Annotated in this window: 24 protein-coding genes; 18 read left to right on the top strand and 6 right to left on the bottom strand. The window is 61.5% G+C overall.

Annotated features, from left to right (window positions below):
- Nucleotides 1–7 precede the first annotated feature (7 nt).
- From AADA04_RS10115 to AADA04_RS10080, 8 genes are all read left to right on the top strand, one after another.
- Nucleotides 8–664, top strand: a complete 657-nt coding sequence (locus tag AADA04_RS10115; protein WP_340693142.1) for a TetR/AcrR family transcriptional regulator — start codon at nucleotides 8–10, stop codon at nucleotides 662–664.
- The gene (locus AADA04_RS10110; protein ID WP_340693141.1) at nucleotides 661–837 is read left to right on the top strand and encodes a rubredoxin; all 177 of its coding nucleotides are present in this window, start codon (nucleotides 661–663) and stop codon (nucleotides 835–837) included. Before AADA04_RS10115 ends, AADA04_RS10110 begins: the two co-directional genes overlap by 4 nt.
- Nucleotides 838–905: 68 nt before the next feature.
- Nucleotides 906–1,358: a PaaI family thioesterase gene (locus AADA04_RS10105; protein WP_340693140.1), complete on the top strand. Its 453-nt coding sequence runs from the start codon at nucleotides 906–908 to the stop codon at nucleotides 1,356–1,358.
- Between the two features lie 279 nt (nucleotides 1,359–1,637).
- Entirely contained in the window at nucleotides 1,638–3,119 is a 1,482-nt protein-coding gene (gene hisS / locus AADA04_RS10100) for a histidine--tRNA ligase (protein WP_340693139.1), read from the top strand.
- Entirely contained in the window at nucleotides 3,116–4,246 is a 1,131-nt protein-coding gene (locus AADA04_RS10095) for an ATP phosphoribosyltransferase regulatory subunit (protein ID WP_340693138.1), read from the top strand. The genes hisS and AADA04_RS10095 overlap by 4 nt, the downstream gene beginning before the upstream one ends.
- Nucleotides 4,243–4,989, top strand: a complete 747-nt coding sequence (hisG, locus tag AADA04_RS10090) for an ATP phosphoribosyltransferase (RefSeq protein ID WP_340693137.1) — start codon at nucleotides 4,243–4,245, stop codon at nucleotides 4,987–4,989. The genes AADA04_RS10095 and hisG overlap by 4 nt, the downstream gene beginning before the upstream one ends.
- 680 nt (nucleotides 4,990–5,669) lie before the next feature.
- Nucleotides 5,670–6,860, top strand: coding sequence for an aspartate aminotransferase family protein (locus tag AADA04_RS10085; RefSeq protein WP_340693136.1), 1,191 nt, complete (start codon nucleotides 5,670–5,672; stop codon nucleotides 6,858–6,860).
- A 6-nt stretch (nucleotides 6,861–6,866) separates the two neighbouring features.
- Entirely contained in the window at nucleotides 6,867–7,703 is an 837-nt protein-coding gene (locus AADA04_RS10080; protein ID WP_340693135.1) for a carbon-nitrogen hydrolase family protein, read from the top strand.
- Here the strand turns inward: AADA04_RS10080 and AADA04_RS10075 are convergent.
- Together AADA04_RS10075 and AADA04_RS10070 are read right to left on the bottom strand one after the other, a co-directional pair.
- On the bottom strand, nucleotides 7,700–8,845 hold the full coding sequence (locus tag AADA04_RS10075; protein WP_340693134.1) for a carboxynorspermidine decarboxylase: 1,146 nt from the start codon (nucleotides 8,843–8,845) through the stop codon (nucleotides 7,700–7,702). The two genes, AADA04_RS10080 and AADA04_RS10075, sit on opposite strands and share 4 nt — an antisense overlap.
- 127 nt (nucleotides 8,846–8,972) lie before the next feature.
- On the bottom strand, nucleotides 8,973–10,187 hold the full coding sequence (locus tag AADA04_RS10070) for a saccharopine dehydrogenase family protein (RefSeq protein WP_340693133.1): 1,215 nt from the start codon (nucleotides 10,185–10,187) through the stop codon (nucleotides 8,973–8,975).
- Between the two features lie 226 nt (nucleotides 10,188–10,413).
- On the opposite strand from AADA04_RS10070, the gene AADA04_RS10065 reads away from it, so the two are divergent.
- Nucleotides 10,414–10,668: a GlsB/YeaQ/YmgE family stress response membrane protein gene (locus AADA04_RS10065; protein WP_340693132.1), complete on the top strand. Its 255-nt coding sequence runs from the start codon at nucleotides 10,414–10,416 to the stop codon at nucleotides 10,666–10,668.
- Between the two features lie 78 nt (nucleotides 10,669–10,746).
- Here AADA04_RS10065 and AADA04_RS10060 read toward each other — a convergent pair whose 3' ends face one another.
- Nucleotides 10,747–10,926 (bottom strand): hypothetical protein, encoded by a 180-nt coding sequence (locus tag AADA04_RS10060; protein ID WP_340693131.1) that lies wholly within the window; start codon nucleotides 10,924–10,926, stop codon nucleotides 10,747–10,749.
- A gap of 203 nt (nucleotides 10,927–11,129) precedes the next feature.
- Here AADA04_RS10060 and argF point away from each other — a divergent pair, with 203 nt between their 5' ends.
- The 4 genes from argF (at nucleotide 11,130) to AADA04_RS10040 (ending at nucleotide 14,331) form a co-directional block, all read left to right on the top strand.
- On the top strand, nucleotides 11,130–12,068 hold the full coding sequence (gene argF, locus AADA04_RS10055) for an ornithine carbamoyltransferase (RefSeq protein ID WP_340693130.1): 939 nt from the start codon (nucleotides 11,130–11,132) through the stop codon (nucleotides 12,066–12,068).
- A gap of 71 nt (nucleotides 12,069–12,139) precedes the next feature.
- The gene (locus AADA04_RS10050) at nucleotides 12,140–13,087 is read left to right on the top strand and encodes a radical SAM protein (protein WP_340693129.1); all 948 of its coding nucleotides are present in this window, start codon (nucleotides 12,140–12,142) and stop codon (nucleotides 13,085–13,087) included.
- Nucleotides 13,088–13,142: 55 nt separating this feature from the next.
- Nucleotides 13,143–13,301 (top strand): hypothetical protein, encoded by a 159-nt coding sequence (locus AADA04_RS10045; protein ID WP_340693128.1) that lies wholly within the window; start codon nucleotides 13,143–13,145, stop codon nucleotides 13,299–13,301.
- Nucleotides 13,302–13,398: 97 nt separating this feature from the next.
- Complete coding sequence (locus AADA04_RS10040; RefSeq protein WP_340693127.1) at nucleotides 13,399–14,331, top strand: Hsp33 family molecular chaperone HslO; 933 nt, start codon at nucleotides 13,399–13,401, stop codon at nucleotides 14,329–14,331.
- A 23-nt stretch (nucleotides 14,332–14,354) separates the two neighbouring features.
- On the opposite strand, the gene AADA04_RS10035 is transcribed toward AADA04_RS10040, so the two are convergent.
- Nucleotides 14,355–15,848, bottom strand: a complete 1,494-nt coding sequence (locus tag AADA04_RS10035; RefSeq protein ID WP_340693126.1) for a M20 family peptidase — start codon at nucleotides 15,846–15,848, stop codon at nucleotides 14,355–14,357.
- Between the two features lie 119 nt (nucleotides 15,849–15,967).
- Here AADA04_RS10035 and AADA04_RS10030 point away from each other — a divergent pair, with 119 nt between their 5' ends.
- The gene (locus AADA04_RS10030) at nucleotides 15,968–17,338 is read left to right on the top strand and encodes an MFS transporter (protein WP_340693125.1); all 1,371 of its coding nucleotides are present in this window, start codon (nucleotides 15,968–15,970) and stop codon (nucleotides 17,336–17,338) included.
- Here the strand turns inward: AADA04_RS10030 and AADA04_RS10025 are convergent.
- Nucleotides 17,335–17,949 (bottom strand): DUF924 family protein, encoded by a 615-nt coding sequence (locus AADA04_RS10025; RefSeq protein ID WP_340693124.1) that lies wholly within the window; start codon nucleotides 17,947–17,949, stop codon nucleotides 17,335–17,337. The genes AADA04_RS10030 and AADA04_RS10025 overlap by 4 nt on opposite strands.
- Complete coding sequence (ubiG, locus tag AADA04_RS10020) at nucleotides 17,946–18,722, bottom strand: bifunctional 2-polyprenyl-6-hydroxyphenol methylase/3-demethylubiquinol 3-O-methyltransferase UbiG (protein WP_340693123.1); 777 nt, start codon at nucleotides 18,720–18,722, stop codon at nucleotides 17,946–17,948. The genes AADA04_RS10025 and ubiG overlap by 4 nt, the downstream gene beginning before the upstream one ends.
- Before the next feature lie 92 nt (nucleotides 18,723–18,814).
- Here ubiG and AADA04_RS10015 point away from each other — a divergent pair, with 92 nt between their 5' ends.
- The 4 genes from AADA04_RS10015 to ispG all read left to right on the top strand — a co-directional run bounded on the left by AADA04_RS10015 (nucleotide 18,815) and on the right by ispG (nucleotide 24,636).
- On the top strand, nucleotides 18,815–20,062 hold the full coding sequence (locus tag AADA04_RS10015; RefSeq protein WP_340693122.1) for an aspartate kinase: 1,248 nt from the start codon (nucleotides 18,815–18,817) through the stop codon (nucleotides 20,060–20,062).
- 26 nt (nucleotides 20,063–20,088) lie between these two features.
- The gene (gene ptsP / locus AADA04_RS10010) at nucleotides 20,089–22,353 is read left to right on the top strand and encodes a phosphoenolpyruvate--protein phosphotransferase (RefSeq protein WP_340693121.1); all 2,265 of its coding nucleotides are present in this window, start codon (nucleotides 20,089–20,091) and stop codon (nucleotides 22,351–22,353) included.
- A 189-nt stretch (nucleotides 22,354–22,542) separates the two neighbouring features.
- Nucleotides 22,543–23,418, top strand: coding sequence for a helix-turn-helix domain-containing protein (locus AADA04_RS10005; RefSeq protein WP_340693120.1), 876 nt, complete (start codon nucleotides 22,543–22,545; stop codon nucleotides 23,416–23,418).
- An 84-nt stretch (nucleotides 23,419–23,502) separates the two neighbouring features.
- On the top strand, nucleotides 23,503–24,636 hold the full coding sequence (gene ispG, locus AADA04_RS10000; protein ID WP_340693119.1) for a flavodoxin-dependent (E)-4-hydroxy-3-methylbut-2-enyl-diphosphate synthase: 1,134 nt from the start codon (nucleotides 23,503–23,505) through the stop codon (nucleotides 24,634–24,636).
- Nucleotides 24,637–24,648 lie beyond the last annotated feature (12 nt).

The following is a 24,648-nucleotide window of genomic DNA, read 5'->3' as shown; positions in this document are numbered from 1 at the left end:
AGTCAGCATGACCCCAGTATCCAGTACCCTTACGGCTGCCCCGGCACGACTGACACAGGCGGAGCGCCGTGACCGGTCCGAACGCGAATTGCTAGATGCCACGATCCGCGTCGTGTCCGAGAAGGGCGTATCGGCAGCCACGTTCGACATGATCGGCCAGGAGGCCGGGTATTCACGCGGCCTGATTACTCAGAGATTCGGGTCGAAGGATGGTCTTATCCGCGCCTTGATCGAATACCTGCACGGCTGGCAAGGCGAGGCGCTGGATCGTGAACGGGTGGCGGAGATGGATGGCCTGACGGCACTCTGCACCTTCGTGGACGTCAATTGCCAGGTGCTTGAGGGGCATGACGAGGCCAAAGCCTATTTCATGCTGCTCTCGGCTGCGGTTGCCGATCAACTCGACTTCCGGGTGGCGTTTGCCGACTCGCACGACCTGCAGCGAGTCCTGATCCGAGCGATGATCGAGCGCGGGCAGGCGACCGGCGACATTCGCTGCGATATTGACGCGGATGCGCAAGCGCTGCTGACCGGCTGCGCCCTGCTTGGCCTGAGGATGCAGTGCCTGATTGATCCGAGCACGCAGATAGAGCCGGTCCGGGATGAATTGCTGGCTGGATTACGGGCGCGGTTGGCGCCGCTCGGCGGGGAGGAAATAACGTGAGCGAGCCTTACAAGGTCTGGCAGTGTCGTACGTGCGGTTACACGTATGAAGAGGCAGCGGGCGATGCGAATGAGGGGCTGGCGCCCGGTACACGCTGGGCGGACATTCCGGATGACTGGATTTGTCCGCTGTGCGGAACGCCCAAGCGCGATTTCGACATGATCGAACTTTAGGTGGCGCAGGGAAATTTGGCGTCCCTGAGGGGTGGCCTTGTCATCGCAGCGGCGCTAATCGGCTCTCCATGACCGATGATTTTACCAGAAGCCAGACATTCGAAATCCCTGAAGGCTATGTGCACCTGCCATGGCACCGCGGCTTTGGCCGGCAGGTCGGCCCCCTGTTCGAGAAGCGGGACGCGACTGGCCTGACCCGTGCCTTCAAGGTCGAGGAGCATCACACCAATGGCATGATGAACGCCCATGGCGGCATGCTGATGACCTTCGCCGACATGGCATGGGGCGGCGCGGTGGAAAAAGACGAGGACACGTGGTGGGTGACGATCCGCCTGTTGTGCGATTTTCTCTCCGGGGCGTCCCTTGGCAGCTTCGTCGAAGGCAATGGCAAGGTTGTCGGTGTGGCGGACGATATTGTGACCGTCGAGGGACGTATCTGGACCGGCGACAAGCTGCTGATGCGGGGCACAGGCATCTTCAAGCTGATCCCCCGGCGCGAAGGCATGCCCGGCCGGGGATAATACGGCTGGTCCTTCGCCCGCAATCAGGTTGACTTTCGGCGGGCGTCTCAGTATCCGCCTCCGCAATGAACACTGCACTGCATCACCACCATCATCACGCGTGACGCGCCTGCGAGGCGCGATCCGGTCCGGCTGCGCCTCCTGCAAGTGTTCTTCTCCAGAACCAAACCAGACGAGGCAGCCCCTACCCGGGCTCGTGCCTCGTTGACGTGTCGCCTTTCCATCCCGGCCTGCTCCGTCTATGTGGGGCCACGCCGGTAAACAGGACTTGAGAACACAATGAGCGACAAGGAAACCCAGCCACTCTCCGGCAAGGATCTCGCCCGCAAACCGCGCGGATTTCCCGACAAGCGCGAGGCCCTGATCCATGCGCAGGCTGAACTCGTCGAGAAGGTCACGGCGGTTTACCGCCAGTGGGGCTTCGAGGCGCTGGAAACGGGCGCGTTCGAATATGCTGATGCGCTGGGCAAGTTCTTGCCCGACGACGACCGCCCCAATGCGGGTGTGTTCTCGCTGCAGGACGATGACGAGCAATGGATGGCCCTGCGCTATGACCTGACGGCGCCGCTGGCGCGGTTTGTCGCCGAGGCCGGCCAGACGCTTGGCCGCCCTTTTCGGCGCTATGCGGCTGGCCCTGTCTGGCGCAATGAGAAACCAGGCCCCGGCCGCTTCCGCGAATTCTGGCAATGCGATGCCGACACCGTCGGCGCGCCCGGCTTCCATGCCGATGCCGAGATGATCGCGATGGGCGCCGAAGCCCTGCGCGCAGTGGGCATGGAGACCGGCGAGTTCGTGATCCGTGTGAACACGCGCCGCCTGCTGAATGGCGTACTCGACAGTGTGGGAGCGGCCTCTGCGGGTACGCGTCTCGCGATCCTGCGCGCGCTCGACAAGCTGGACCGGCTGGGTTCGGGCGGCGTGGCCGACCTGCTTGGCAAGGGCCGCCTCGACGAGAGTGGCGACTTTACCAAGGGCGCAGGTCTTGGCGACGTGGAAGTCAAAGCCGTGCTCGCCTTTGCCGAGGCGGGCGCCCAGACCCGGGCCGAGACACTGGCCAACCTGTCGAAGGCCGCAGGCAGTAGCGAAGAAGGCAAGGCTGGCCTTGCCGAACTTGAAGCCATTGCCGTTGCGCTGGAAGCGCTGGGTGCGCCGGAAGGCGATGTCGTCATCGACCCGTCTGTCGTGCGCGGCCTCGAATACTATACCGGCCCGGTCTACGAGGCCGAACTGCTGCGCGAAGTCGTGGGTGACGATGGCAAGACCTACCGTATCGGCTCGATTGGCGGCGGCGGGCGTTATGATGATCTCGTCGCGCGCTTCACCGGCGAAACCGTCCCGGCGACCGGCTTCTCCATCGGTATTTCGCGCCTCGCTTCGGCGCTGGCCATCATGGGCGAGACAACGAAGCTGGACGGTCCGGTCGTGGTGCTGAACCTCGACAAGGAAAACCCGTCCGTGGCGCTTGGGATCGCGGCAGAGCTTCGCCGCGCGGGCCTGCGGGCCGAAGCCTATATGGGCCCATCCGGCATGCGTCCGCAGATGAAATATGCCGACCGTCGCGGCGCCCCTGCCGTGGTGATGGTTGGCGGTGATGAACTGGCCAAGGGTACGGTTACGATCAAGGACCTCGAAATGGGGGCCCTGAAAGCCAAGGCGATCCAGTCGAACGAGGAATATCGCGAAGCCCGGCCAGGCCAGATCGAAGTGCCGCGCGCCGAATTGGTCGCGGCTGTCCGCAATATCATCGAGGCGCAGGGATGACGCCGGAACAGGTTGTCGAAGCGGCGAGCGCAGTCTTTGCGCGGACGGGTGCGCGGTCGATCGACCCCGCTTACGTTCTCGCATCCGACATTCCTCTCGAACTGTCCGGCGAAGCGGTGCGCGCGCGGCTCTGCGTCTTCACCGATCATCGCGGCAATGAAATGGTGATGCGTCCGGACCTCACCCTGCCGGTGGCGGGACTGGAGGCCGAGCGTCTCGCCTCCGGCAAGAACGGTCCCGAAGCCTACACCTATGCGGCCCGGGCCTTCCGCCTGCCGGCCTCTCCGGATGATCCGATGGAGTTCACGCAGGTGGGATTCGAGCGGTTCGGCCGCCCGTCGACACCTGAGGAAGATGCCGACGCATTCGCGCTCGTGCAGTCCGCTGTCGCGGCGTGTGGCATCAATGACTGGCGCATGGTCATGGGCGACCTCGCCGTGTTCCCGGCATTCGTGGATGCGCTGGGGCTGGCCGGGGTGACGGCAGACCTGCTGAAGCGGGCTTTCCGTCAGGAAGGCGGCGTGGCTGAATTGCTGGCAGGTGCGCCATCGGCGCCAGAGGTCGACCTGGCCCACCGGTTATCGGATGCCGCCCCGGACGCCGCCGAGGCATTGTTTCTCGACGCCCTCCGCGACCGCGCCATCCCGCTGATCGGGACACGCTCGGTGGACGAGATCGTTGACGGCCTCAAGGCCAAGGCCGCTGCAGCCGATGCCGGCGGCGTGCCCGACGATGCCCGCCGGGCCATCGCTGCGCTCGCCAGTGTCAACTGCGCTGCGCCAGACACAGCTGCCGCACTGTCAGGTATCGCCCGTGAGCACGGCCTCGCAGCCGTTGATCCGGTTATTGATCGCCTGGCGCGCCGCGTGGACGCGATCATTGCCGCAGTACCGCGCGTCGGTGACGCTGGCAGGTTCCGGTCCGGTTTCGGGCGGCGCTTCACTTATTATGACGGCTTTGTCTTCGAGACCCTCGCGGGTGCGCTCAGCGAGCGACAACCGATTGCGGCTGGCGGGCGCTATGACGGCCTGATTGCGGGCCTGTCGGGCGGCCGGGCAAAAGCGTCAGGCATCGGCGGAGTCGTGCGACCCGACCGGGTCATCCGTGCACGGGAGAGCATGGCATGAGCAAACTGTCTTTCGCCATTCCGTCCAAGGGCCGCCTCAAGGAACAGACCGAACAATGGCTCTCGGACCTTGGCTTCCCCGTCAGCCAGATTGGCGGCGAGCGTGGCTACCAGGCCGAAATCGCAGGATTGGGTGACGTTGAGATGCGTCTCCTGTCCGCCCGCGAGATTGCGCAGGGCCTGATCGAGGGAAGCCTGCATGCGGGCGTGACAGGCGAAGACCTGTTGCATGACCTGGCGCCGGAAGGCGCAAGTGATTTCCGGGTCGTTCGGCAGCTTGGTTTTGGGGGAGCGGATGTAATCGTCGCGGTGCCGCAGGCCTGGCTCGACGTTGATACGATGGCTGATCTTGAAGCTGCGGGCGCGGCCTTTCGCAAGCTGCACCATCGACGCCTGCGGGTGGCAACAAAATACATGCGCCTGACCCGGCGGTTTTTTGCGGCCAAATCGGTCGGCGAATACCGGCTGGTCGAAAGTGCCGGGGCGACGGAAGCGGCGCCGGCAACCGGCGCAGCTGACGTCATTGTCGATATAACATCGACGGGCGCGACCCTGCGTGCGAACGGACTGAAAATCCTGGACGATGGCGTCATTCTCAAGAGCGAAGCATCGTTTGCCCTGTCGCCGACAGCGGACTGGAGCGAGGCGGCACGGGTCTCGTGCTCGCAGCTTCTGGAACGCCTCGAGCCGGGTCCAACCCTGACCGCCAAAAATTTGTTGAACACATTCTTGACACAAGTCTGAAACTCGTGCCGTATGAATAGGCAAGTTTCTGGGAGGAAACGCTGCAAACGGTGGAGAGGCGCGAGACCCGGTTTCAGGTCTTGCGCCTCTTTCCGTTTTGGAGGTGTATTCAAGTCGTGACGTCTGCCTCGCGCCAGGGGAAATACGTGGCAGGATGAGAGCCAAGACGAACCGGAACAACGGCTCAGGTGAGGTAGGGGGCGTTTTGGACATTGTGTCCGGATCGCCTTGGCTTCCCGATTAACAATATAAGATTATCGATAAACGTCAAGTATTTTTATCGTTTTTCAATTAATCTTTTGTAATCGTCAAAGTTGGCTGTTTGGTTCGCGTCAGGCTACCACCGTTGACGGGCGATGGCGGAAGCCTCCGAAAGCTGTCTTGGTCTGCCCGGGAAAACGCGTGACTGTGTGCAGCGACGCATATTCGAATGATCGTTCGTAAACTGAGCGGTGGTCTCATGCGGACAGTGCCAACGAGTCGCTATCGCAGGGATGGAAGTTGAATCCATTCCCGGTGAACCGCGAAAGACCACCTCAATGATTCGCTTGCGGAGGACCAGGCGGCGTCGCGCCGGGCCGACAATTTGCCGGGATCAGCGGCGCATGAGTTGACTTCCCGAGGGCGTCTCGCCAAGCGTATCGACAACACTTCACACTTGCGCACCGCAGGGAGCATTCATGACCGATCCACGCCAGCACATCATGCCCGTCTACCGTCCACCCGAAGAGGTCTTCGTCGAGGGCAAGGGGCCCTTCCTCTTCACCGAGGACGGCACCCGCTACCTTGACTTCATTGCGGGCATTGCCGTGACGGCGCTGGGCCATGCCCACCCGGCACTGGTTGATGCCCTGCGCGACCAGGCCGGCAAGCTGTGGCATACGTCCAACATGTTCCGCGTGCCGGCAGCCGAGCAGCTGGCCGACAAGATCTGCCGCGACACGTTTGCCGACCGCGTCTTCTTCACGAACTCCGGCACTGAGGCTGTCGAGTGCGCCATCAAGAGCGCGCGCAAGTACCATTGGGCCAATGGCCGTGAAGAGCGGATCGACATCATCACGTTCACGGGCGCCTTCCATGGCCGCTCGCTGGGCGCGATCAATGCTGGCGGCAACCCGAAATACCTGGAAGGCTTCGGGCCACCGCTGCCTGGTTTCGTGCACCTCGAATGGGGTGACATGGACGCGCTCGAAGAAGCGGCCGCCCGGCCGACAGCCGCAGCCATCTTCATTGAGCCCGTCCAGGGCGAAGGCGGTGTGCGCGCCCTGCCGGATGAACAGCTGAAGCGGATGCGGGAAATGTGTGATGAACACGGCATCCTGCTGATGTTCGACGAAGTGCAATGCGGCATGGGCCGGACCGGCAAGCTGTTCGCGCATGAATGGGTCGAGGGTGCCGAGCCGGACATCCTGTGCGCTGCGAAAGGTATTGGCGGCGGTTTTCCGTTCGGTGCCTGCCTGACGACCGAAGCCTGCGCCGAGCACATGCAGCCCGGCAGCCACGGTTCGACTTATGGCGGCAACCCGCTCGCCATGGCGGTCGGCAACGCCGTCTGGGACATCATCGCGAACGAGGACTTCCTCGCCGAAGTGCGCCGCGTTTCCGGCACGCTGGCGCAGGGCTTGAAGAGCCTTGCTGACAGCCACCCGGACAAGGTGGAAGGCGTTACCGGCAAGGGACTCCTCACGGGTCTCAAGATGAAGTCTGATCCCAAGGGCCTGCAGGGCGTCTGTCGCGACAATAATCTCCTCGTGGGCGTCGCCGGCAACAATGTCCTGCGCCTCGCGCCGCCGCTGATCATCACTGACGAGAATGTGCGTGAAGCCACAGGCATCATTGATGCGGCCCTGACGGACTGGCAACCGGCCTAGACGGCCATGACCCTTCTTCGCGCCGCCTGCGTTCAGATGCGGTCCGGCACCGAGGTGGCGGATAATATTGCTGCGGCAACAACGCTCGTCCGGCAGGCCGCTGCTGCGGGGGCCACGTTGATCGAGACTCCGGAAATGACCAACCTGCTCGACATCCGGCCGGGCATGGCGCGGCCGAAGATTGTGAAGCAGGACGACGATGCCACGCTGGCAGCCTTCCGCGCGCTGGCGGATGAGCTGGGCGTCTGGCTGCTGCTCGGCTCCATCGCCGTGATGCTTGAGGATGATGACAGGTTCGCCAACCGGTCTTTCCTGATCGGGCCGGACGGGAAGATTATCGCGCAATACGACAAGATCCACATGTTCGATGTCGAGGTCGGCGACGGGCAGACTTATCGCGAATCCCGCACCTACCGACCGGGCGAAGCGACAACGCTGGCCTATGCGGCGATCGGCCGGATCGGTATGACCATCTGCTACGACCTGCGCTTCCCGGCGTTGTACAGGACGCTCGCGCAGGCCGGCGCGCAGATACTGACCGTCCCGGCCGCCTTCACGCGCGTGACCGGCGAAGCGCACTGGCATGTCTTGTTACGAGCCCGCGCTATCGAGACGGGCTGTTTCGTGATTGCCCCTGCGCAGGGCGGCCAGCATGAGGATGGCCGCGAGACCTATGGTCACTCTCTGATCATCTCGCCCTGGGGGGAGATACTTGCAGAAGCTGATGGCGATGAGCCGGGCGTGATCTGGGCCGATATTGACCTCGAACAGGTCGCGAAGGCGCGGGCGCGCATTCCGTCGCTTGGCAATAATCAGATGAACAAATTGAAGAGTGGCGCCTAACGCCCCAGCCGTCGGCGGAATTCGTCATAGCCAAAATTCGAGATCGGTTCGATCACGCCGTCTTCCCAGCGTATGGCGAGGTTGGCGAGCGGTGTGCCGTTGAATGTGTTCGTCTTGACGAAGCTGTAGTGCATCTGGTCGGTGAAAATCAGCTGCTGGCCCGGGACCAACGGTTCGGGGAAGGAATAGTCGCCGAGCACGTCGCCGGTCATGCAGGTCTTGCCGCCGAGACGATAGGTGTGCGCGAGGTCGCCGGCTTCGCCCGCACCGATAATGTCGGGCCGGTAGGGCACTTCCAGAACGTCGGGCATGTGGGTGGAGGCGGACGCGTCGAGAATGGCGAGGTCGATTTCGTTACGGTGAAGGGCGAGGACTGTGGCGTATAGCTCGCCCGTATTGACCACGAGACCGGCGCCGGGCTCCAGCACAACCTCGACATCGAACTTCGCCCTGAACGCCTTGATGGCCGCGATCAGCGCGTCGACATCATAGCCCGGCTTGTTGAGGAAATGGCCGCCGCCGAAATTCACGGCGGAGACTTGCTCAATGTACTTGCCGAAATTGTTCGCCATGAATTCGATCAGGCCGACCGAGCCCTCGTGCAGGCTCTCGCACAGGGCGTGCACATGGAAGATGTCGACGCCGGACCAGTCGACACTGTCGAGCATGGCGGGGACTTCGCCGAAGCGGCTGCCGGGCGCGGTCGGGTTGTAGAGGTCACCGCCCAGCGTGGCGTTGGAATAGCCGGGGTTCACGCGCAGGCCGACTTTGCAGCCGGCGTCCCGTGCAATCGCGCCGAAGCGGGCGAGCTGTTCGGCGGAATTGAAATAGATGTGCTGGGCGACCTTGGTCAGGCGCTGCACTTCGTCTTGCGTGTAGGCGGGCGAATAGACGTGCACTTCCTTGCCGAATTCCTCATGGCCCATGACGGCCTCGTGCTCGCCGCTAGCGGTGGTGCCATCGAGATAGTCGCGCATCATCGGGAACACGGCCGGCATAGCGAACGCCTTGGTCGCCAGTAGTACCTTGCAGCCGGCCTCCTCGCGCACGCGCTGGGCCGTCTCCAGGTTGGTCCGGAGGCGGACAACGTCGAGGACGAAGGCGGGTGTGAGGATGTTATCGGGAAGGGAGATGGCGGTCATATTATGGGCCTCGTACAAGGAGCGCTCACCCTGAGCGAAGTCGAAGGGCGGGCGCGGGCGGAATCAGGTTGCGCGTCGCCCGGGGCTCGTCCTTCGACTTCGCTCAGGATGAGCACCTGCTCGAAATTCAGGTTTTCACCGCGAACAGTTCGTCCTGCGCGCCGGGCGCAAGGTCTACGATTGTCGTCGGCAGGCCGCGCTTGGCGAGGTCGTCGAGGAAGGGCTTGGCCGGGAATTGTTCGACGTTGAAGACGCCCTTGCCGCTCCAGATGCCATCAAAGAACATTTTCGCGCCGGAAACGGGCGGCACGCCGGTCGTGTAGGACACGGCCTGCGCGGAGACTTCCTTGTTGGTCTCGGCATGGTCGGAGACATTGTAGAGCATTTTCGTCATCGGCTTGCCATCCTTCCTGCCACGGATGATCACGCCAATGCTGGTCTTGCCGGTATAGCCCTCGGCGAGCGATGACGGCACGGGCAGCAGGTCCTTGAGGAATTCCATCGGAATGATGTCCATGCCCTTGTGCTTGATCGGCTTGAGCCCGATCAGGCCAATCGATTTGAACACTTCGAGGTGCTTGATGTATTCGGGGCCGAACGTCATCCAGAAGCGGATCTGCTTCAGGCCCTTGATGTTCTTGACCAGGCTTTCCTCTTCCTCGTGATAGATGAGGTAGGAGGCGCGCGGGCCGACTTCGGGATAGTCGATGTCGCACTTGATCGAAAGGGCGGGGATCTCGATCCACTCGCCGTCTTTCCAGTATTTCCCGTCCTGCGTCACTTCGCGGATATTGATTTCCGGGTTGAAGTTTGTCGCGAACGTCTTGCCGTGGTCGCCTGCATTGCAGTCGACAATGTCGATATACTCGATCTCGTCGAACAGTTCCTGCTGGGCATAGGCGCACCAGATGTTCGACACACCGGGATCGAAGCCACAGCCGAGAATGGCTGTGATACCCTTGTCGACAAACCTGTCCTGATAGGCCCATTGCCAATGGTACTCGAACTTGGCCACGTCGCGCGGCTCGTAATTGGCGGTGTCCATGTAGTTGGTGCCAGTCTCGACACAGGCGTCCATGATGGGCAGGTCCTGGTAGGGCAGGGCCATGTTGATCAGGAGGTCCGGCTTCACCTTGTTGATGCGCGCAAAGACCTCGGCGACATTGTCGGCATCGACCTGCGCGATTTCGCTCGGCGTCTTGCACATCTTGGCGACCTTCTCGCAGCTTTCAATGCGGCGCGAGGCCAGCGTGATGTGCTTGAACGTATCGCGGTCCATGGCGCATTTCTGCGCGACGACCGAGCCGGCCGCGCCAGCGCCGATGATGAGTACGGTGTCCATAAGTCCTGTCTCTCCTGAGATTAGAGGGGCCGGTGGGCTTGCCCGTCACATAGGGCAAACCGGGGGCCTTCGCCAGTGGAGAGATGAGGGCGGCGCTGAAGCGACCGGAGCAGCAAAGCGGGCATCACGGGAGCGTGTTGGTTTCCGGGGCGAAACGCGCCTAGGGTGACAGGCTCCATAAGAAGAGGGCCGCATGTGCGGCCTGACAATAACGAGGAAACGCAAAATGACCCTTGAAAGCCTTATCGTTTTTCTATTGATCGGCGGTGTCGCTGGCTGGCTGGCCGGACTCATTGTGAAGGGGTTCGGTTTCGGCATCATTGGCAATATCGTCGTCGGCATCGTCGGTGCCTTCATTGCCGGCTACCTCTTCCCCGCCCTCAATGTGAGCCTTGGGGCCGGCATTGTTGGCGCCATAATCCATGCCACGATTGGTGCCGTCCTCCTGCTGCTCGTCGTCCGGGTCTTGAAGCGAGCCTGAGAGAAGTGCCGCAACGCTGGAAATGGCGTCTGGGAGGAAACGCGCTATCCGTCTCCGGCGCTGCGGCAAAGGCGTTGTTCAGGCGGCCCTGAGCGGACGGTCGAGCCGGGATATCTCGTGCGTCAGCCAGGCATAATGGCACTCCAGGCGGGTCACGGTTGGGATATCGATCTCCGAACGGCAGGCGAGTTCCTCGCGCCAGGCTTCCAGCACCCGTACCTGCTGCTTCAACCAGCACAGCATCGAGGTGTCATCCATGGGTATGCACATCGTTCAAGACCTCCGATCAATCAATTTGCGACTCATTCGCATTTTGTGGCACGACGCTGGCGCACTTGCAAGTCATTCTCAAATTGTGGCGACATCGTAACGTCCAGCTTACCTCAACGGGCGGTTCACTGGCGCTGACGACGGAAACGCGCTATCTCCCGCGCTTCTTTTTCCAACGGGAGCGCCCGCGCATGCATACATCCACGGCCCCACGCCATTTCCTCGACATCTGGCATCTCGAGTCGGCTGAGTTGCGTGCGATCCTCGACGAGGCCCATCGCGCCAAGAAGGCGCGGGCCGGATGGCCGAAGGGCCGGGTCGATACGGGCGCGCCCCTTGAGGGCCACACGCTGGCGATGATCTTCGAAAAGTCGTCGACCCGCACGCGCTTTTCCTTCGATATGGCGATGCGCCAGCTCGGAGGCTCTTCGATCACCGCCACCAGTACTGACATGCAGCTGGGCCGTGGCGAGACGATCGAGGACACCGCTCGTGTCCTGTCGCGCTATGTCGATGCCGTCATGATCCGCGCCAACGATCATAACGATGTCGAAACCTTCGCCGAGTTCGCCTCTGTTCCGGTAATCAACGGCCTGACGGATCGTTCCCATCCCTGCCAGATCATGGCCGACCTTCAGACGCTGGAGGAAAACGGTCTCACCCTGCGCGGGGCCCGGATCGCCTGGGTTGGCGACGGCAATAATGTCTGCGCCAGTTTCCTGCATGCGGCGGCGAAGTTCGGCTTCTCGCTGGCGATCGGGACGCCGCAACGTTTCGCGCCGGACGACGAGGATGTCGAAATCGCCCGTGAACTTCAGGCGCGGATCGACCTCTATGAAACGGCTGAGGAAGCCGTTGCCGGGGCTGATGTCGTGATTGCCGACACATTCGTATCCATGGGCGACCAGGATGCCGATCGCCGCCTTGAAATTCTCGAACCCTACGCGGTTACCGGGGACCTGATGGAACTCGCCGCCGGCGGTGCGAAATTTCTTCACTGCCTGCCGGCCCATCGCGGCGAGGAGGTGGATGCGGAGATCATCGACGGCCCGCAATCCCTGGTCTGGGACGAGGCCGAGAACCGCCTGCACGCCCAGAAAGCGATCCTGCGCTGGTGCCTGGACAAGTAGCCGCTTCACGCGCGATCACATATGCGCGAAGCGGCTGGCGCTGTGGCGTCGGCTGCGGTTAGACAGGCCCGATGCCTCACACAGTCTTTCCTCGCGAGAAATTTGCTGATCCGCACACGACCGCCAAGGGCGAGATCCGTGCGAGCGTCGATTGGCGCGGCCTCAAAACGCTATGGCTGAACACTGGTACGCTCTGCAATATTGAATGCGCGAACTGCTACATCCTGAGTTCGCCCTCGAACGACCGGCTGGTCTATCTCAGGCTGTCGGACGTGACGCCTTTCCTTGACGAGATCGACGCACTTGGCGAAGGCCCCAAGGAAATTGGCATTACAGGCGGCGAACCGTTCATGTGCCCGGAGATCCTGCCGATCATGGAAGCGGTCCTGGAGCGCGGCCATCGCCTGCTGCTGCTGACCAATGCCATGCGCCCAATGATGCGTCCACGTATCCAGTCCGGTATCGAGGCCCTGCATGCGCGCTTCGGCGACCGGATGGTGTTGCGCATCTCGCTCGATTCCCATGACAGTGCCCTGCACGACGCCGAGCGCGGCGACGGCGCCTTTGCCGAAGCCAGCAAGGGGCTCGCATGGCTGGCAGGGCAGGGCATTCAGGTTGCGCTTGCCGGTCGCCAATCACTTCACGAGGACGAAGCAGAAGCCCGCGCGGCCTATGGACGCCTTGCAGCGCGCCTCGGGCTGAGCCTCGATCCGGGCGACCCGTCACAGCTCGTCCTTTTCCCGGAAATGATCGCCCGCGACGACCCACCGGAAATCACCACCGCTTGTTGGCAGATTCTCGGCAAGGACCCGGCAGACATCATGTGCGCCAGCCAGCGCATGGTCATCCGCCGCAAGGGCGCGACGCGGGCCTCTGTAACGGCGTGTACGCTGCTGGTGGACGACCCTGCGTTTGAACTCGGTGTCACGCTGGCCGAATCGACGGAGGCGCCAGTCAAGCTGAACCATGCCTGGTGTTCGAGCTTCTGCGTGCTCGGCGGAGGAAGCTGCTCGGCCTGACCGATAAAGCGGAACAATTTGGTTCATCATGCGCTGTGATTGCAGGAGCATTTTGATGATCGACAACAACACGCACAGCGGTGAAAGCCAGGAAATCAACACTGAGGACGCCCGGCAAGCCCGGCGCATGCCCGGACTTGTCTGGGTCATGTTTGGAGGCATTGTCCTGGCTGTCCTTGGTCTTGCCGTCAGTGCGCTATTCGGGGCCAGCTGATTTGCAGCCGGTGCAGATCGCACTTGCATGCAGCCCTTGTCGATAAGGGGTCGGACTGCCACATGGGGCCTTCACATGCCCGTCCGAAAGCCAAGCCATGTCCGAAATAGCACGCCCCGACAGCGACTTCGTCGTCAACTTCCAGATCGACCAGCACCCCGTGCGCGGCCGGGCCGTGCGCATGGGCGCAGAAAGCCTGTCGCCGATCCTGCACCGCCACAACTATCCGCCACATCTTGCCCGCATACTGGGTGAAGCTGTGACACTGGCCGCAATGGTTGGTGCCTCCCTGAAATTCGAGGGGCGGATACTCGTGCAGGCTGAAGGTGATGGTCCGGTGTCGATGCTGGTTGGCGAATACCGAACCGATGGCGGCGTGCGCGGCTATGCCAAGTTCGACGCTGATCGTTGGGCCCATCTTGAAAAGGTCAACAAGGGCGCTGCCCCGCATATGCCGCAACTGTTTGGTCCGAGCGGCCGGCTGGCCCTCATCCTGATTCAGGACGATCCCTCGGTCGCGCCTTATCAGGGCGTTGTGCCACTGGAAAAAGGCACGCTGTCGGAATGTGCCGAAGACTATTTTACCCAGTCGGAACAGGTGCCGAGCCGTATCAAGCTGGCTGTTGCCGAGCTTGACCGGAAAGGCGAAGCGCCGATCTGGGTGTCGGGCGGCATGATGGTGCAGCGGATTGCAAGCGATGAAGCACGTGGCGACACGTCAGAAGTGTGGCGTGAAGCTGAAGCTTTTTTCGGCACGCTCAGCGATGCCGAACTCGTCGATCCCGACCTTGCCGTGCCCGATCTCCTGTTCCGTCTGTTCCACGAGCAGGGTGTGCGGATGGAGGACCGGGTTGGGCTTGTCGACAGTTGTACCTGCAACGAGGAGCGCCTGATCGGCACCCTCGAGTCGATGCCCGATGATGCCTTGCGTGAGATGGTCGAGCCGGACGGAACGCTGGTGATCGACTGCCAGTTCTGCGCCCGCCATTATGTCGTGCCGATCGACAAGGTTACCAGCCCGGCCAGCTAGTTCGTCCGAACGGGACGCCGGGACTATTCGTCCGGGCCGTCCATGCCGAGGATGATCTGGGCGTAGCCTTTTGACAGGCGACCCATATTCTCGACCGAGATGCGTTCATTCGTGCCGTGGAACCCGGTCAGTTCTTCTGGTGTCATGATGGCAGGGGCAAACCGGTAGATATTGCTGGTAATGGCGGCGGCGTAACGGGAATCCGTTGCGCCCAGAACCAGCCCCGGCGCCACAGGCGCGCCATTGCCCGCCATTTCTGCGACGCTTGCCAGCACGGCGTAGGCGCGGTTGTCGGTCGGGGACACGGGCGAGGCGGGGCTGTTGATACCGTCGCCACCTGTTTCAACTGCGATGCCTTCGATCCCGGCAGTGACATCCTTCACATGCTGGACCACGTCATCCGGTGTATCGTTTGGATGCACACGGAAGTTCACGGTTGCCACGGCGCGCTGTGGCAGCACGTTTTCCTTGGCAGATCCGCGCAGCATGGTTGGGGCGGTCGTTGTCCGAACCATGGCATTCCCAGCAGAATTGTTGGCAAGGGAGGATTCGACCATGCCCTGGAACAGCCACAGGTTTGCCAATGCCATGCGCTGGGCGAACGGCATGTCCTTGCCGGCTGCGCGGAAAAGGTCCGACACGGGCGGCTTGGAAAAATCGGCGGGCATCTGGTTGTCTTCGAGCGCCAGGATGGCCTTTGCGAGATTCACGTTTGCGGAATTGCGGGGCGGCGTCGATGAGTGACCGCCCTGTGCAATGGCCGTCACCTCGACCGTGACGTAGCCTTTTTCCGCGATGCCGATAATGCCCATCGGTTTGCCGGACAGGGGCGAAGGATCAATGATCATGAAACCCTCGTCGAGTACCATTTCAGGTTCAGCGCCGCGGGATTTAAGCAGGGCGACGCCCGCCTCTGCGCCGGAGCCGAGCACTTCTTCATCATGCCCGAACATGAAAAGCACGGTGCGTTTCGGCTGGAAGCCCGAGGCGGCGAGCGCATCGGCCGCTTCCATCAGGCCGACCAGGTTGCCCTTGTCATCAATTGCGCCGCGCCCATAGACGAAACCATCAATGATCTCGCCGTCAAAGGGCGCGCCGGTCCAGTCAGACTCTGTGCCCATATTGACCGGCACGACGTCCTGGTGGGCCATCAGCAGGATTGGTTTGAGCGACGGATCGCTGCCTGGCCACGTGTAGAGCAGGGTGAGCGTGCCGGGCACGATTTCGCGTGTCATGGCGGCGTGAGCCGCAGGATAGGTTTCAGACAGCCAGTCATGTAGTGCGAGCCATTCGCCGTCCTGCCCCGGACGAGGATCACCACCTGACAGAGTGACCGTCTTGAACTGGATGATTTCGGACAAATGCCGTGCGGCTGATTCTGCAGAGATTGCGGGCGCTTCGGGCAGATCAACCCGCTGGCCAACCGGCTCGCCCCCATAAGAGAAGGTTCGAACGAGAATAATTCCGACGACCAGGACGATCAGTCCCAGCGCGCCAAAGATCAGCTTTTTCAGCATGGTCAGCCTGCCCCTGTTAAGTATGGAGCGAACGGTTGCGGCTCAGGCGACGCCCGTCAAGACGTTGCGACGTAAAAAAATGACTTGGCCGTCACGATTTGCGTGGGCAGTCTGGACTTATGACAGAACAGACATCACAGCGCCTCTCGCTTCCGCGCGTGCTCGCTTTCTCGAGCCTGAGTATTCCGCTTGCAGGGGTCGGCCTGCCATTGGCGGTATACCTGTCGCCACTCTATGCCAATGAGGTTGGGCTTGGTCTCGAAATGACTGGCCTCCTGTTCATGTTGTTGCGATTCTGGGACGTCTTCACAGATCCCGTCATGGGCTATCTCGTGGATCGCTATCGCAGTCCGCTGGGCCGGGTGCGTCACTGGATCCTGCTGAGCATACCGCTGCTCGCGGTCGCGACTTATTTTGTCTACATGCCGCCGCGTACAGGGGTCGGCCCGGCCTATTTTGTCGGGTGGATGCTGCTCTTCTATGTCGGGTTCACGCTACTGCAGACATCACGTTCCGCATGGGTGCCGGCCATCGCAACGACGTATGATGAACGCTCCCGCCTGTTCCTGTGGCCCGAGATCGTGAGCACGTTGTCCATGCTGACGCTGCTGGCGCTGCCAGCGCTGTTGCCATTGTTCGGGTTCGAACTCGATCGCTTTGGGCAGGTTGCCGTGATGGGCGCCGTTCTGCTTGTTTCCCTACCCGTGGCGGGCGCCCTGTCTTTCTTCTTCGTGCCAGACCGACCCGTGCCGGGGGACCAGGGCCATGCGATGAAATTCGAGTTGAAGCCCATTCTGGCCGCCTTGAAGAACCAGATGTTCGGCCGCTTGCTCGCGATGGAATTGCTGGCCGGGACAGCCATTGCGGTCACCGCCGCGAATTACCTTTTTGTCGCCGAATACGTGTTTGGGCTGACCGGCAGTCAATCCAGCCTGATCCTGATGATCTTCTTTATCGTGGCCGTTGCGGCCATGCCGCTCTGGTTGTCGCTGGCGAAGCGAACGGAAAAGAACGTTGCCTTTCGTGCGGCGACGATGATGTCGGCGCTCAGCTATATCCTCTACTTCTTTTTCGGACAGGTCGGCGGGTTCTGGCCCCTGCTTGTCGGGGCCGTCATCAACGGCGCCGCGTTCAGCGCGCCGATCATCCTGACCCGATCCATGACAGCAGATGTGGTCGAATGGCATACTTCAAGGACCGGAGAAAACCGTGCCGGTATTTATTATTCGATCCTGACCAGCGCCTACAAGATCGGCTCGAGCCTGGCTTTTGGCGTCGGGTACCTGATGGTGGGCCAGTTGGCAGGGTTCCATCCGGGCGAGCCGAATTCGCCTGAAGCGATCAACGGATTGCTGATGATCTTCTGCCTGTTGCCGGGCGCGCTGTATCTCGGTGCATCGTACGCATCCTGGACCTACCCCTTGTCTCGCGCGATGCAGATGGACGTCGCCAAGAGCCTTGACCCTCGCGGCCCCCAGACGCTCGACTAGAAGCCGCTGCCAGGCTTGGCGAGGTAGGCAATTTCCTCTGAAGTGGAGGCTCTGGCCAGCACCTCGTTGCGGTGGGGGAAGCGGTGGAATTGTTCGATAACTGCCTTGTGGGCATGGGCGTATTCGAGCGTATTTTCCGTCAGTTTCCTGAAATCGCTGCGGGCATCTTTATGCAGCGCGGAGAACATTTCGACGGCGCGGGTCTGGTCGCCGATATCTTCTGAGTGTTCGAGGGGCAGATAGAAAAAGATGCGTTCAGCTTCGCTGAGCGTCAGGTCTTCGCGACGGGACAGTCCTTCCTTGCACAGGCGAAGGGCGAGCGCGTCCTGTGAGAACGCGCGTGGGCTGTCGCGAAACAGGTTTCGGCTGAACTGGTCCAGGACAATGATTCCGGCCAACCGCTCGCGCGCGCCACGACCGGACCAATCGTCGGCCAAGGGGCCGGCGGCCAACGTTTCGAGCAAGGACAGAAACTTCTTCCGAATGTCGGAGTCGATCTTCGCTGACTTGGCAAACCACATCTTGTTTTTCGACGTCACCGCCTCGGCGGAATTTCCCGCTTCGCCGATCCAGAAATCGAGTACGTCCTTCGGAGCCGGAAGCGCGGTCATGTGGCAGGCCTTCTGGAGACAACCATGAAATTGACGGCGGTGTCGTTGGATAGCGCCCATGAACCTGAGAGGGGTTTGTAGGACACGCCGGTTGCGGGTTCAGGTTGCATGCCTGCAGCGTGCAACGCCGTGCGCACTTCTTCCGGCGTGACGAATTTCGACCAGTCATGCGTGCCGCGCGGCAACCATCCAAGAATGTACTCGGCGCCAATCACAGCCGTGGCGAGCGCCTTGGCCGTGCGGTTGAGACTTGCCACGATCATGAGGCCGCCGGGCCGGACAAGACTGGCGGTATCAATCAGGAATTGGTGAGCGTCGGCGACATGTTCGACGACTTCCAGATTGAGGACGATGTCGAAAGGCGCCTCGCCTGAGTCGATCAGACCTTCGGCTGTGCCGGCACGATAGTCGATTTCCAGGCCCTGTTCCCGCGCATGCGTCAGGGCGGTCTTGATATTGGCTTCGGACGCGTCGACCCCCGTCACTCTCGCGCCGAGGCGCGCCATGGGTTCGCAGACGAGGCCGCCACCACAGCCAATATCGAGCAGGCGCAGGCCTTCGAGTGGCTTGGACTGTTTCGCCGGGATCCCGAAATGCGCTTCCGCCGTGTCCCGGATGAACTTCAACCTGACCGGGTTGAACCGGTGCAGTGGTTTGAACTTTCCGGTCGGGTTCCACCAGTCAGCGGCCATGGCGGAAAACTTGGCGACTTCGTCAGCGTCTACGCTCGGCGTACTGGGCGCTGCGCGCGAGCCTTCAATTGTTTTTCCCATCCTCTGGCGTTCCTGTTTGATCCGCGCTGAACTTAACCCTATGAGGGCGCATATAAAGGACAATCCCTTCGGTTGACAGGATATGGGGCGAAATGGCGCGTGCGGTTCTGAAATTTGGCGGTACGTCGGTCGGCGATCTCGAGCGTATCGCGAACGTGGCTGACATTGTGGCTTACCGCGCGGCGCGCGGTGAGCACATGGCCGTGGTTGTATCGGCCATGGCTGGCGAGACCAACAAGCTTGTGGCCTATGCCGAAGGCGCGGCGGGCCCTGACCTGCCGCGCGACCAGTTTCACGACGAATACGACGTCATTGTTGCCTCCGGTGAACAGGTGACGGCGGGACTTCTGGCGTTGGCCTTGCGCCGCAGGGGCTTGAAGGCCCGCAGCTGGCTTGGCTGGCAGCTGCGGCTGAAGACCGACGAGGACCATGGTCGCGCGCGTATTCTGGGTTTCGACAATAGCGGCCTGCCGGATTCCGTGGATCGCGGAGAAATTGCGGTTGTTGCCGGTTTCCAGGGCGTCACTGACGACGACCGAGTGGCGACTTTGGGGCGCGGCGGTTCGGATACGAGCGCCGTGGCGGTGGCGGCGGCGCTGAACGCCAGTGTTTGCGACATCTATACGGATGTGGATGGCGTCTACACGACGGATCCGCGCATGGTGCCCAAGGCCCAGCGGATACCCAAGATATCTTACGAGGAGATGCTCGAAATGGCGTCTCTCGGTGCCAAGGTCCTTCAGACGCGGTCTGTGGAACTGGCGATGAACCATAATGTGCCGGTGCGCGTTCTTTCCAGCTTCCTGAAGCCTGGTGAGCCGAACCCCGGAACCCTTGTCTGCTCAGAGGATGAAATCGTGGAAAAACAGGTTGTTAGCGGTGTTGCCTATTCACGCGACGAAGCGAAGGTCACATTGTACGGAGTGGCCGACAAACCGGGCGTTTCGGCCAAGATATTTTCTGCGCTGGCGCGTGCCGGCGTGAATGTCGACATGATCGTCCAGGCGAATGCGCGCGGGCCGGAAAAGGCCAACATGGTGTTCACCTGTACAGACCGTGACAGTCCGATCGCCAAGGAAACGCTCGAAAAAATGTCGGACGATATCGGCTATGACCGGCTTGAAGTGACCCGCGACGTCTCCAAAATATCGATTGTCGGCGTTGGCATGAAGAGCCACACGGGTGTTGCTGAGACCATGTTCACGGCTCTGTACGAGAAGGGCATCAATATCGACGTCATTTCGACGTCTGAGATCAAGATTTCTGTTCTGATTGCCGCGCCTTATACCGAATTGGCTGTTCGTGCCCTGCACACGGCCTTCGGACTTGACGCGGTGTAAATGCGACTGCGACACTCAGGAGAACCATGCCCTATAACCTGCCGGCCACGCGTCTCCTGATGAACCGCCTCCGCCAGGTCATGGCGGAGGACGGGGATACACGGTTCCGGCTGGATCAGGTGGTCAGGCTGATCGCGTCCACGATGGTGGCGGACGTTTGTTCGATTTACCTGCGCATCGCCGGCGGAGAACTGCTCCTGATTGCAACCGAAGGCCTGAAGCCCGAGGCGGTCTCGACGACCCGGCTCGGTTCGAATGAAGGGCTCGTTGGCCTGGTCGCCAAACGGGCCGAAGCCATGGCCATTCAGGATGCTCCCCGGCACCCTTCCTTCTCTTACCGCCCAGAAACCGGAGAAGACCCGTTCCACGCCTTTCTTGGCATGCCGATCCTGCGTGGCGGCCGTGTCCTGGGCGTGCTGACGGTCCAGAACCGCACCGAGCGCGCCTATGGCGACGACGAGATCGATACATTGCAGACGATTGCCATGGTCCTCGCTGAAATTGTCGACCGGATGGACCCGGAACACATTTCAAACGGGGATAGTCACAAACGCGAGCGTAATCTTGCCACCCTCAAGGGGCGGGTGCTTTGCGAAGGTCTGGGATACGGTCGCGCAGTCTTGCATGACCCGGTCGTGCCTGCGGCGAAGTTTTTCGCCGCCGATCAGCAGCTCGAGGCGTTGCGGCTGACCGAAGCGTTGAAGGGGCTCAGGGAATCCATCGACAAGATGATGGCGCTGGATGGCGCCAAGCTGGGCGACGATCCGCGGGACGTCATGGAAACATACCGGCTGCTGGCCCACGACCCGTCCTGGGCCGAAAAGCTGCGTGAAGGCGTTCGGTCTGGCCTGTCGGCCGAAGCCTCGGTCGACCGGGCCCGTCGCGAGCACCGTGCGCGGTTGCAGAGCGCACGCGATCCCTATCTGCGCGAGCGCCTGAACGACCTCGAAGACCTCGACAACCGACTATTGCGCGTATTGGCAGGAGATGATGGCAAGCCGCAAATCAGCGAAGAGCGCAGTGTGCTGGTTGCCCGCCGTCTCGGACCGGCTGAATTGCTCGATTATGCCAATGCCGGTCTGCGCGCGATATTGATGGAAGAAGCCGCGATTTCATCGCATGCCGCAATCGTCGCCCGGGCGCTTGGTATTCCCACGCTCGGCGGCATCGAAGGCCTGACGACCCGGATCGATCAGGGCGACTGGGTGATCGTCGATGCGGAAAAGGGCACCCTTCACATCCGTCCGGATGACTCTCTCTACGATGCCTACAAAGGACGGGTTGCGCTGAGGTCTGAGCGTCAGGCAACTTATGCTGCCTTGCGGGGCCTGCCTGCCAAGACCCGGGACGGTACGCATGTCTCACTTTACCTGAACGCCGGACTCGACCTTGATCTCGACATGCTGGACCAGGCCGGCGCAGACGGGGTGGGACTGTTCCGTACCGAATTCCAGTTTCTTGTGTCGGAGACGCTGCCGCGACTGGGCGACCAGGTGGCGCTCTACCGGCGCGTGCTCGACCGGGCGGCCGGAAAACGCGTCATCTTCCGGACGGTTGACCTTGGCGGCGACAAGGTTCTGCCAGCGCTGAATACGGCCCGGGAAGAGAACCCGGCTCTGGGGTGGCGCTCGATCCGCTTCGCACTCGACCACAAGGGCCTGTTCCGGCGCCAGCTGAGAGCGCTTGTGAGGGCCGCCGGTACGGACCCCCTGACGGTGATGTTTCCGATGGTTACCGTGCCGAGTGAGTTCTTCGATGCGCGCGACCTGTTGATGAAGGAAGTCGCTTGGAGCGAGGAAAGAACAGGTAAACGGCCGTCCAAGCTCGAAGTGGGAGTCATGCTGGAAACGCCCGCGTTGGCGTTCAGCCTGTCTGAGCTTGCCGGTGAAGTCGATTTCCTGTCCGTCGGCACCAATGACCTGATGCAGTTTTTCTTCGCAGCGGACCGCATGACGCCCTCGGTCTCAGATCGATACGATCTGGTCAGCCCGGCAGGCATGCGATTTCTCAAACAGGTCTCTGACGACTGTAAGACCCATTCGATCCGCATGTCGGCTTGCGGCGAGGCAACCGCGTCGCCGCTCTCGGCGCTTTGTTTTGTCGCGCTGGGTTTTCATGCGCTCTCGATGCCCGCCGCGGCCATCGGTCCGGTCAAACGCATGGTGCGATCCGTTGATCTTGGGGCGTTTCGGAACGATTTCCTCAAACTACTGGACAAACCGAACGAAGCGTTCCGTAACCAAGTATTAGCCTTGGCGTCGGATCATGAGGTGGAATTGTCTGACGGTTGAGGCGGACTGGTCCAAAATTCACCATGTTTCTGGACCAGTATTTGCTCCTCTAAGGGGCAAACCCCTGACAGAAGGCTGGATTGGAAGAATATGGGACACGAAGAGACCCCAAACACGCAAGCAACTGAATTGCAGGCAGGCATGCCCTCTTTCGGAAACGAAACGGGGCGTTCCCTTGATGAATCAGGCGTGTCTGTAGCGGTTCCAGAGGCCGTGGAGGAAGCATCGCAGCGTGAACGCGCGATGGAAGTCTTCAAGTCCCGCGAATTCGATGGTGAAAGCCTAAGAATGGGCCAGGTCCTGCGCCGGGTCCGTGAAGAACTCGGGATGAATATCGCCGACATTTCTCGCAAGTCTTTGTTGCGGAAAGACTTTCTCATGTGGATCGAACGCATGGAAATCGGTCAGATCCCCAAAGGCTATCTGACGCCCTATTTGCGCGCCTATTGCGTTGAACTCGGCCTGCCGGATAGTCAGGTCATCGCCCAGTACACGCTCGAGTGCGGTGCCGTTTCCGAGGTAAGAAATTCAGCGCCGATCCCCAAGATTGGCGAAATCTCGCAGCCGAAGGCAAAATGGCCGCTCATGGTGGCCACGGCCGCCGTCCTAACGCTTGTCGCTGGCGGCGCCATTGGCGTGACGCAGCTTGTGAAGCCTGCGTCCGAGCTTGCGCCCGCGCCCGCCATCGTGGCGGTCAATGGTGCCCGTCACAGCCTGTTTGACGATGCTGACCGCGCCGGTCGGCCTTTGCCAACCCATTTGCCTCTGGAACTTGTTGCCGCCCGCCAGGGCTGGCTTGAAGTGCGCGGCGCCGACGGCACGATCTTCCGCAGCCGTGTCATGGCCGCGGGCGAAAATTATTTTCCACGACTGGATGCCGGTTGGACTGTTTCGGCCAAGGATGGTGGCGCGTTCCAATGGCGCGTCGGTGATGTTGTCATTGGCCCCTTGGGCCCCGAGGGCGGCGCCGTGTTTTCTGTCAGCGTCGACCAGAAGCTTGCCGAAGCGGCGGATATGGCCGCGCCAACGGTCGCATCGAACGGCGCCAGCAAGGCAACACGATAAGCCGCGACACCTTCAGGCCTTTACGCGGGGCCTCGTGAGCGCCACATCAGGGCCTGTAGAGACCCGCACGGAGTCCCAAGTCTGATGAGCCACAACCCAATTCGGCCCTGGCGCAACATTGACCGCCGCACGTCACGCAAGATTCGCGTTGGATCTGTCGAAGTTGGCGGAGACGCACCGATTGCCGTCCAGTCGATGACCAACACGTTGACGCATGATGCCGCCGCGACGATTGCCCAGATTTTGCGGATGGAAGAGGCGGGCGCCGACATCGTTCGTGTATCCTGTCCGGACGAGGCCTCGACGGCAGCGCTCAAAGACATCGTGCGCAATATCGGCGTGCCGATCGTGGCTGATATCCATTTCCATTATAAACGCGGTATCGAGGCGGCTGACGCAGGTGCGGCCTGCCTCAGGATCAATCCCGGCAATATCGGCTCGGTGGCACGTGTGCGCGAAGTCGTGGCGGCCGCTAGAGCCAACGGATGTTCCATGCGGATCGGCGTCAATGGTGGATCGCTTGAGCGTCACCTGCTTGAAAAATATGGCGAGCCATGCCCGGAAGCCATGGTCGAGAGCGCTCTGGATCATGCCCGAATCCTGGATGATCTCGGGTTCCATGAGTACAAGATCAGCGTCAAGGCATCGGACATGTTCCTGACGGTCGCAGCCTACCAGCAATTGTCCGAAGCGACAGATGCGCCACTCCATCTCGGAATCACCGAAGCGGGCGGACTGCGTACCGGTACGGTGAAGTCGTCGATTGGCATGGGCAGCTTGCTCTGGGCGGGCATTGGCGACACGATCCGGGTTTCACTTTCGGCTGACCCGGTTGAAGAGGTCAAGGTCGGCTACGAGATGCTGAAATCGCTCGGCTTGCGGACCCGGGGCGTGAATATCATCGCGTGCCCGTCGTGCGCGCGCCAGGGTTTCGACGTGATCTCGACCGTGGAAACACTGGAAAAGCGTCTCGCACACATTACCGAGCCGATTTCGCTCTCGATCATTGGCTGTGTCGTCAACGGGCCCGGCGAAGCGGCTATGACCGATCTCGGCTTCACGGGCGGCGGTGCGGAATCCGGCATGATGTACGCGGCTGGCAAACCCAGCCGAAAGGTGGGGAATGCGACCATGATCGAAGAAATTGTTGACGCGGTCGAGGCGAAGGCGAGGCAGTTGCGCGAAGCGCGTGATGCGGATGCCGTCGCCGCCGAATGACGATAGAAACTC

Origin of the sequence: Hyphomonas sp., from assembly GCF_037969335.1 — a bacterium.
Taxonomy (GTDB): Bacteria; Pseudomonadota; Alphaproteobacteria; order Caulobacterales; family Hyphomonadaceae; genus Hyphomonas.
The sequence above is the reverse complement of the archived record's forward strand: the minus strand, read 5'-3'. Positions and strand labels throughout refer to the sequence as shown.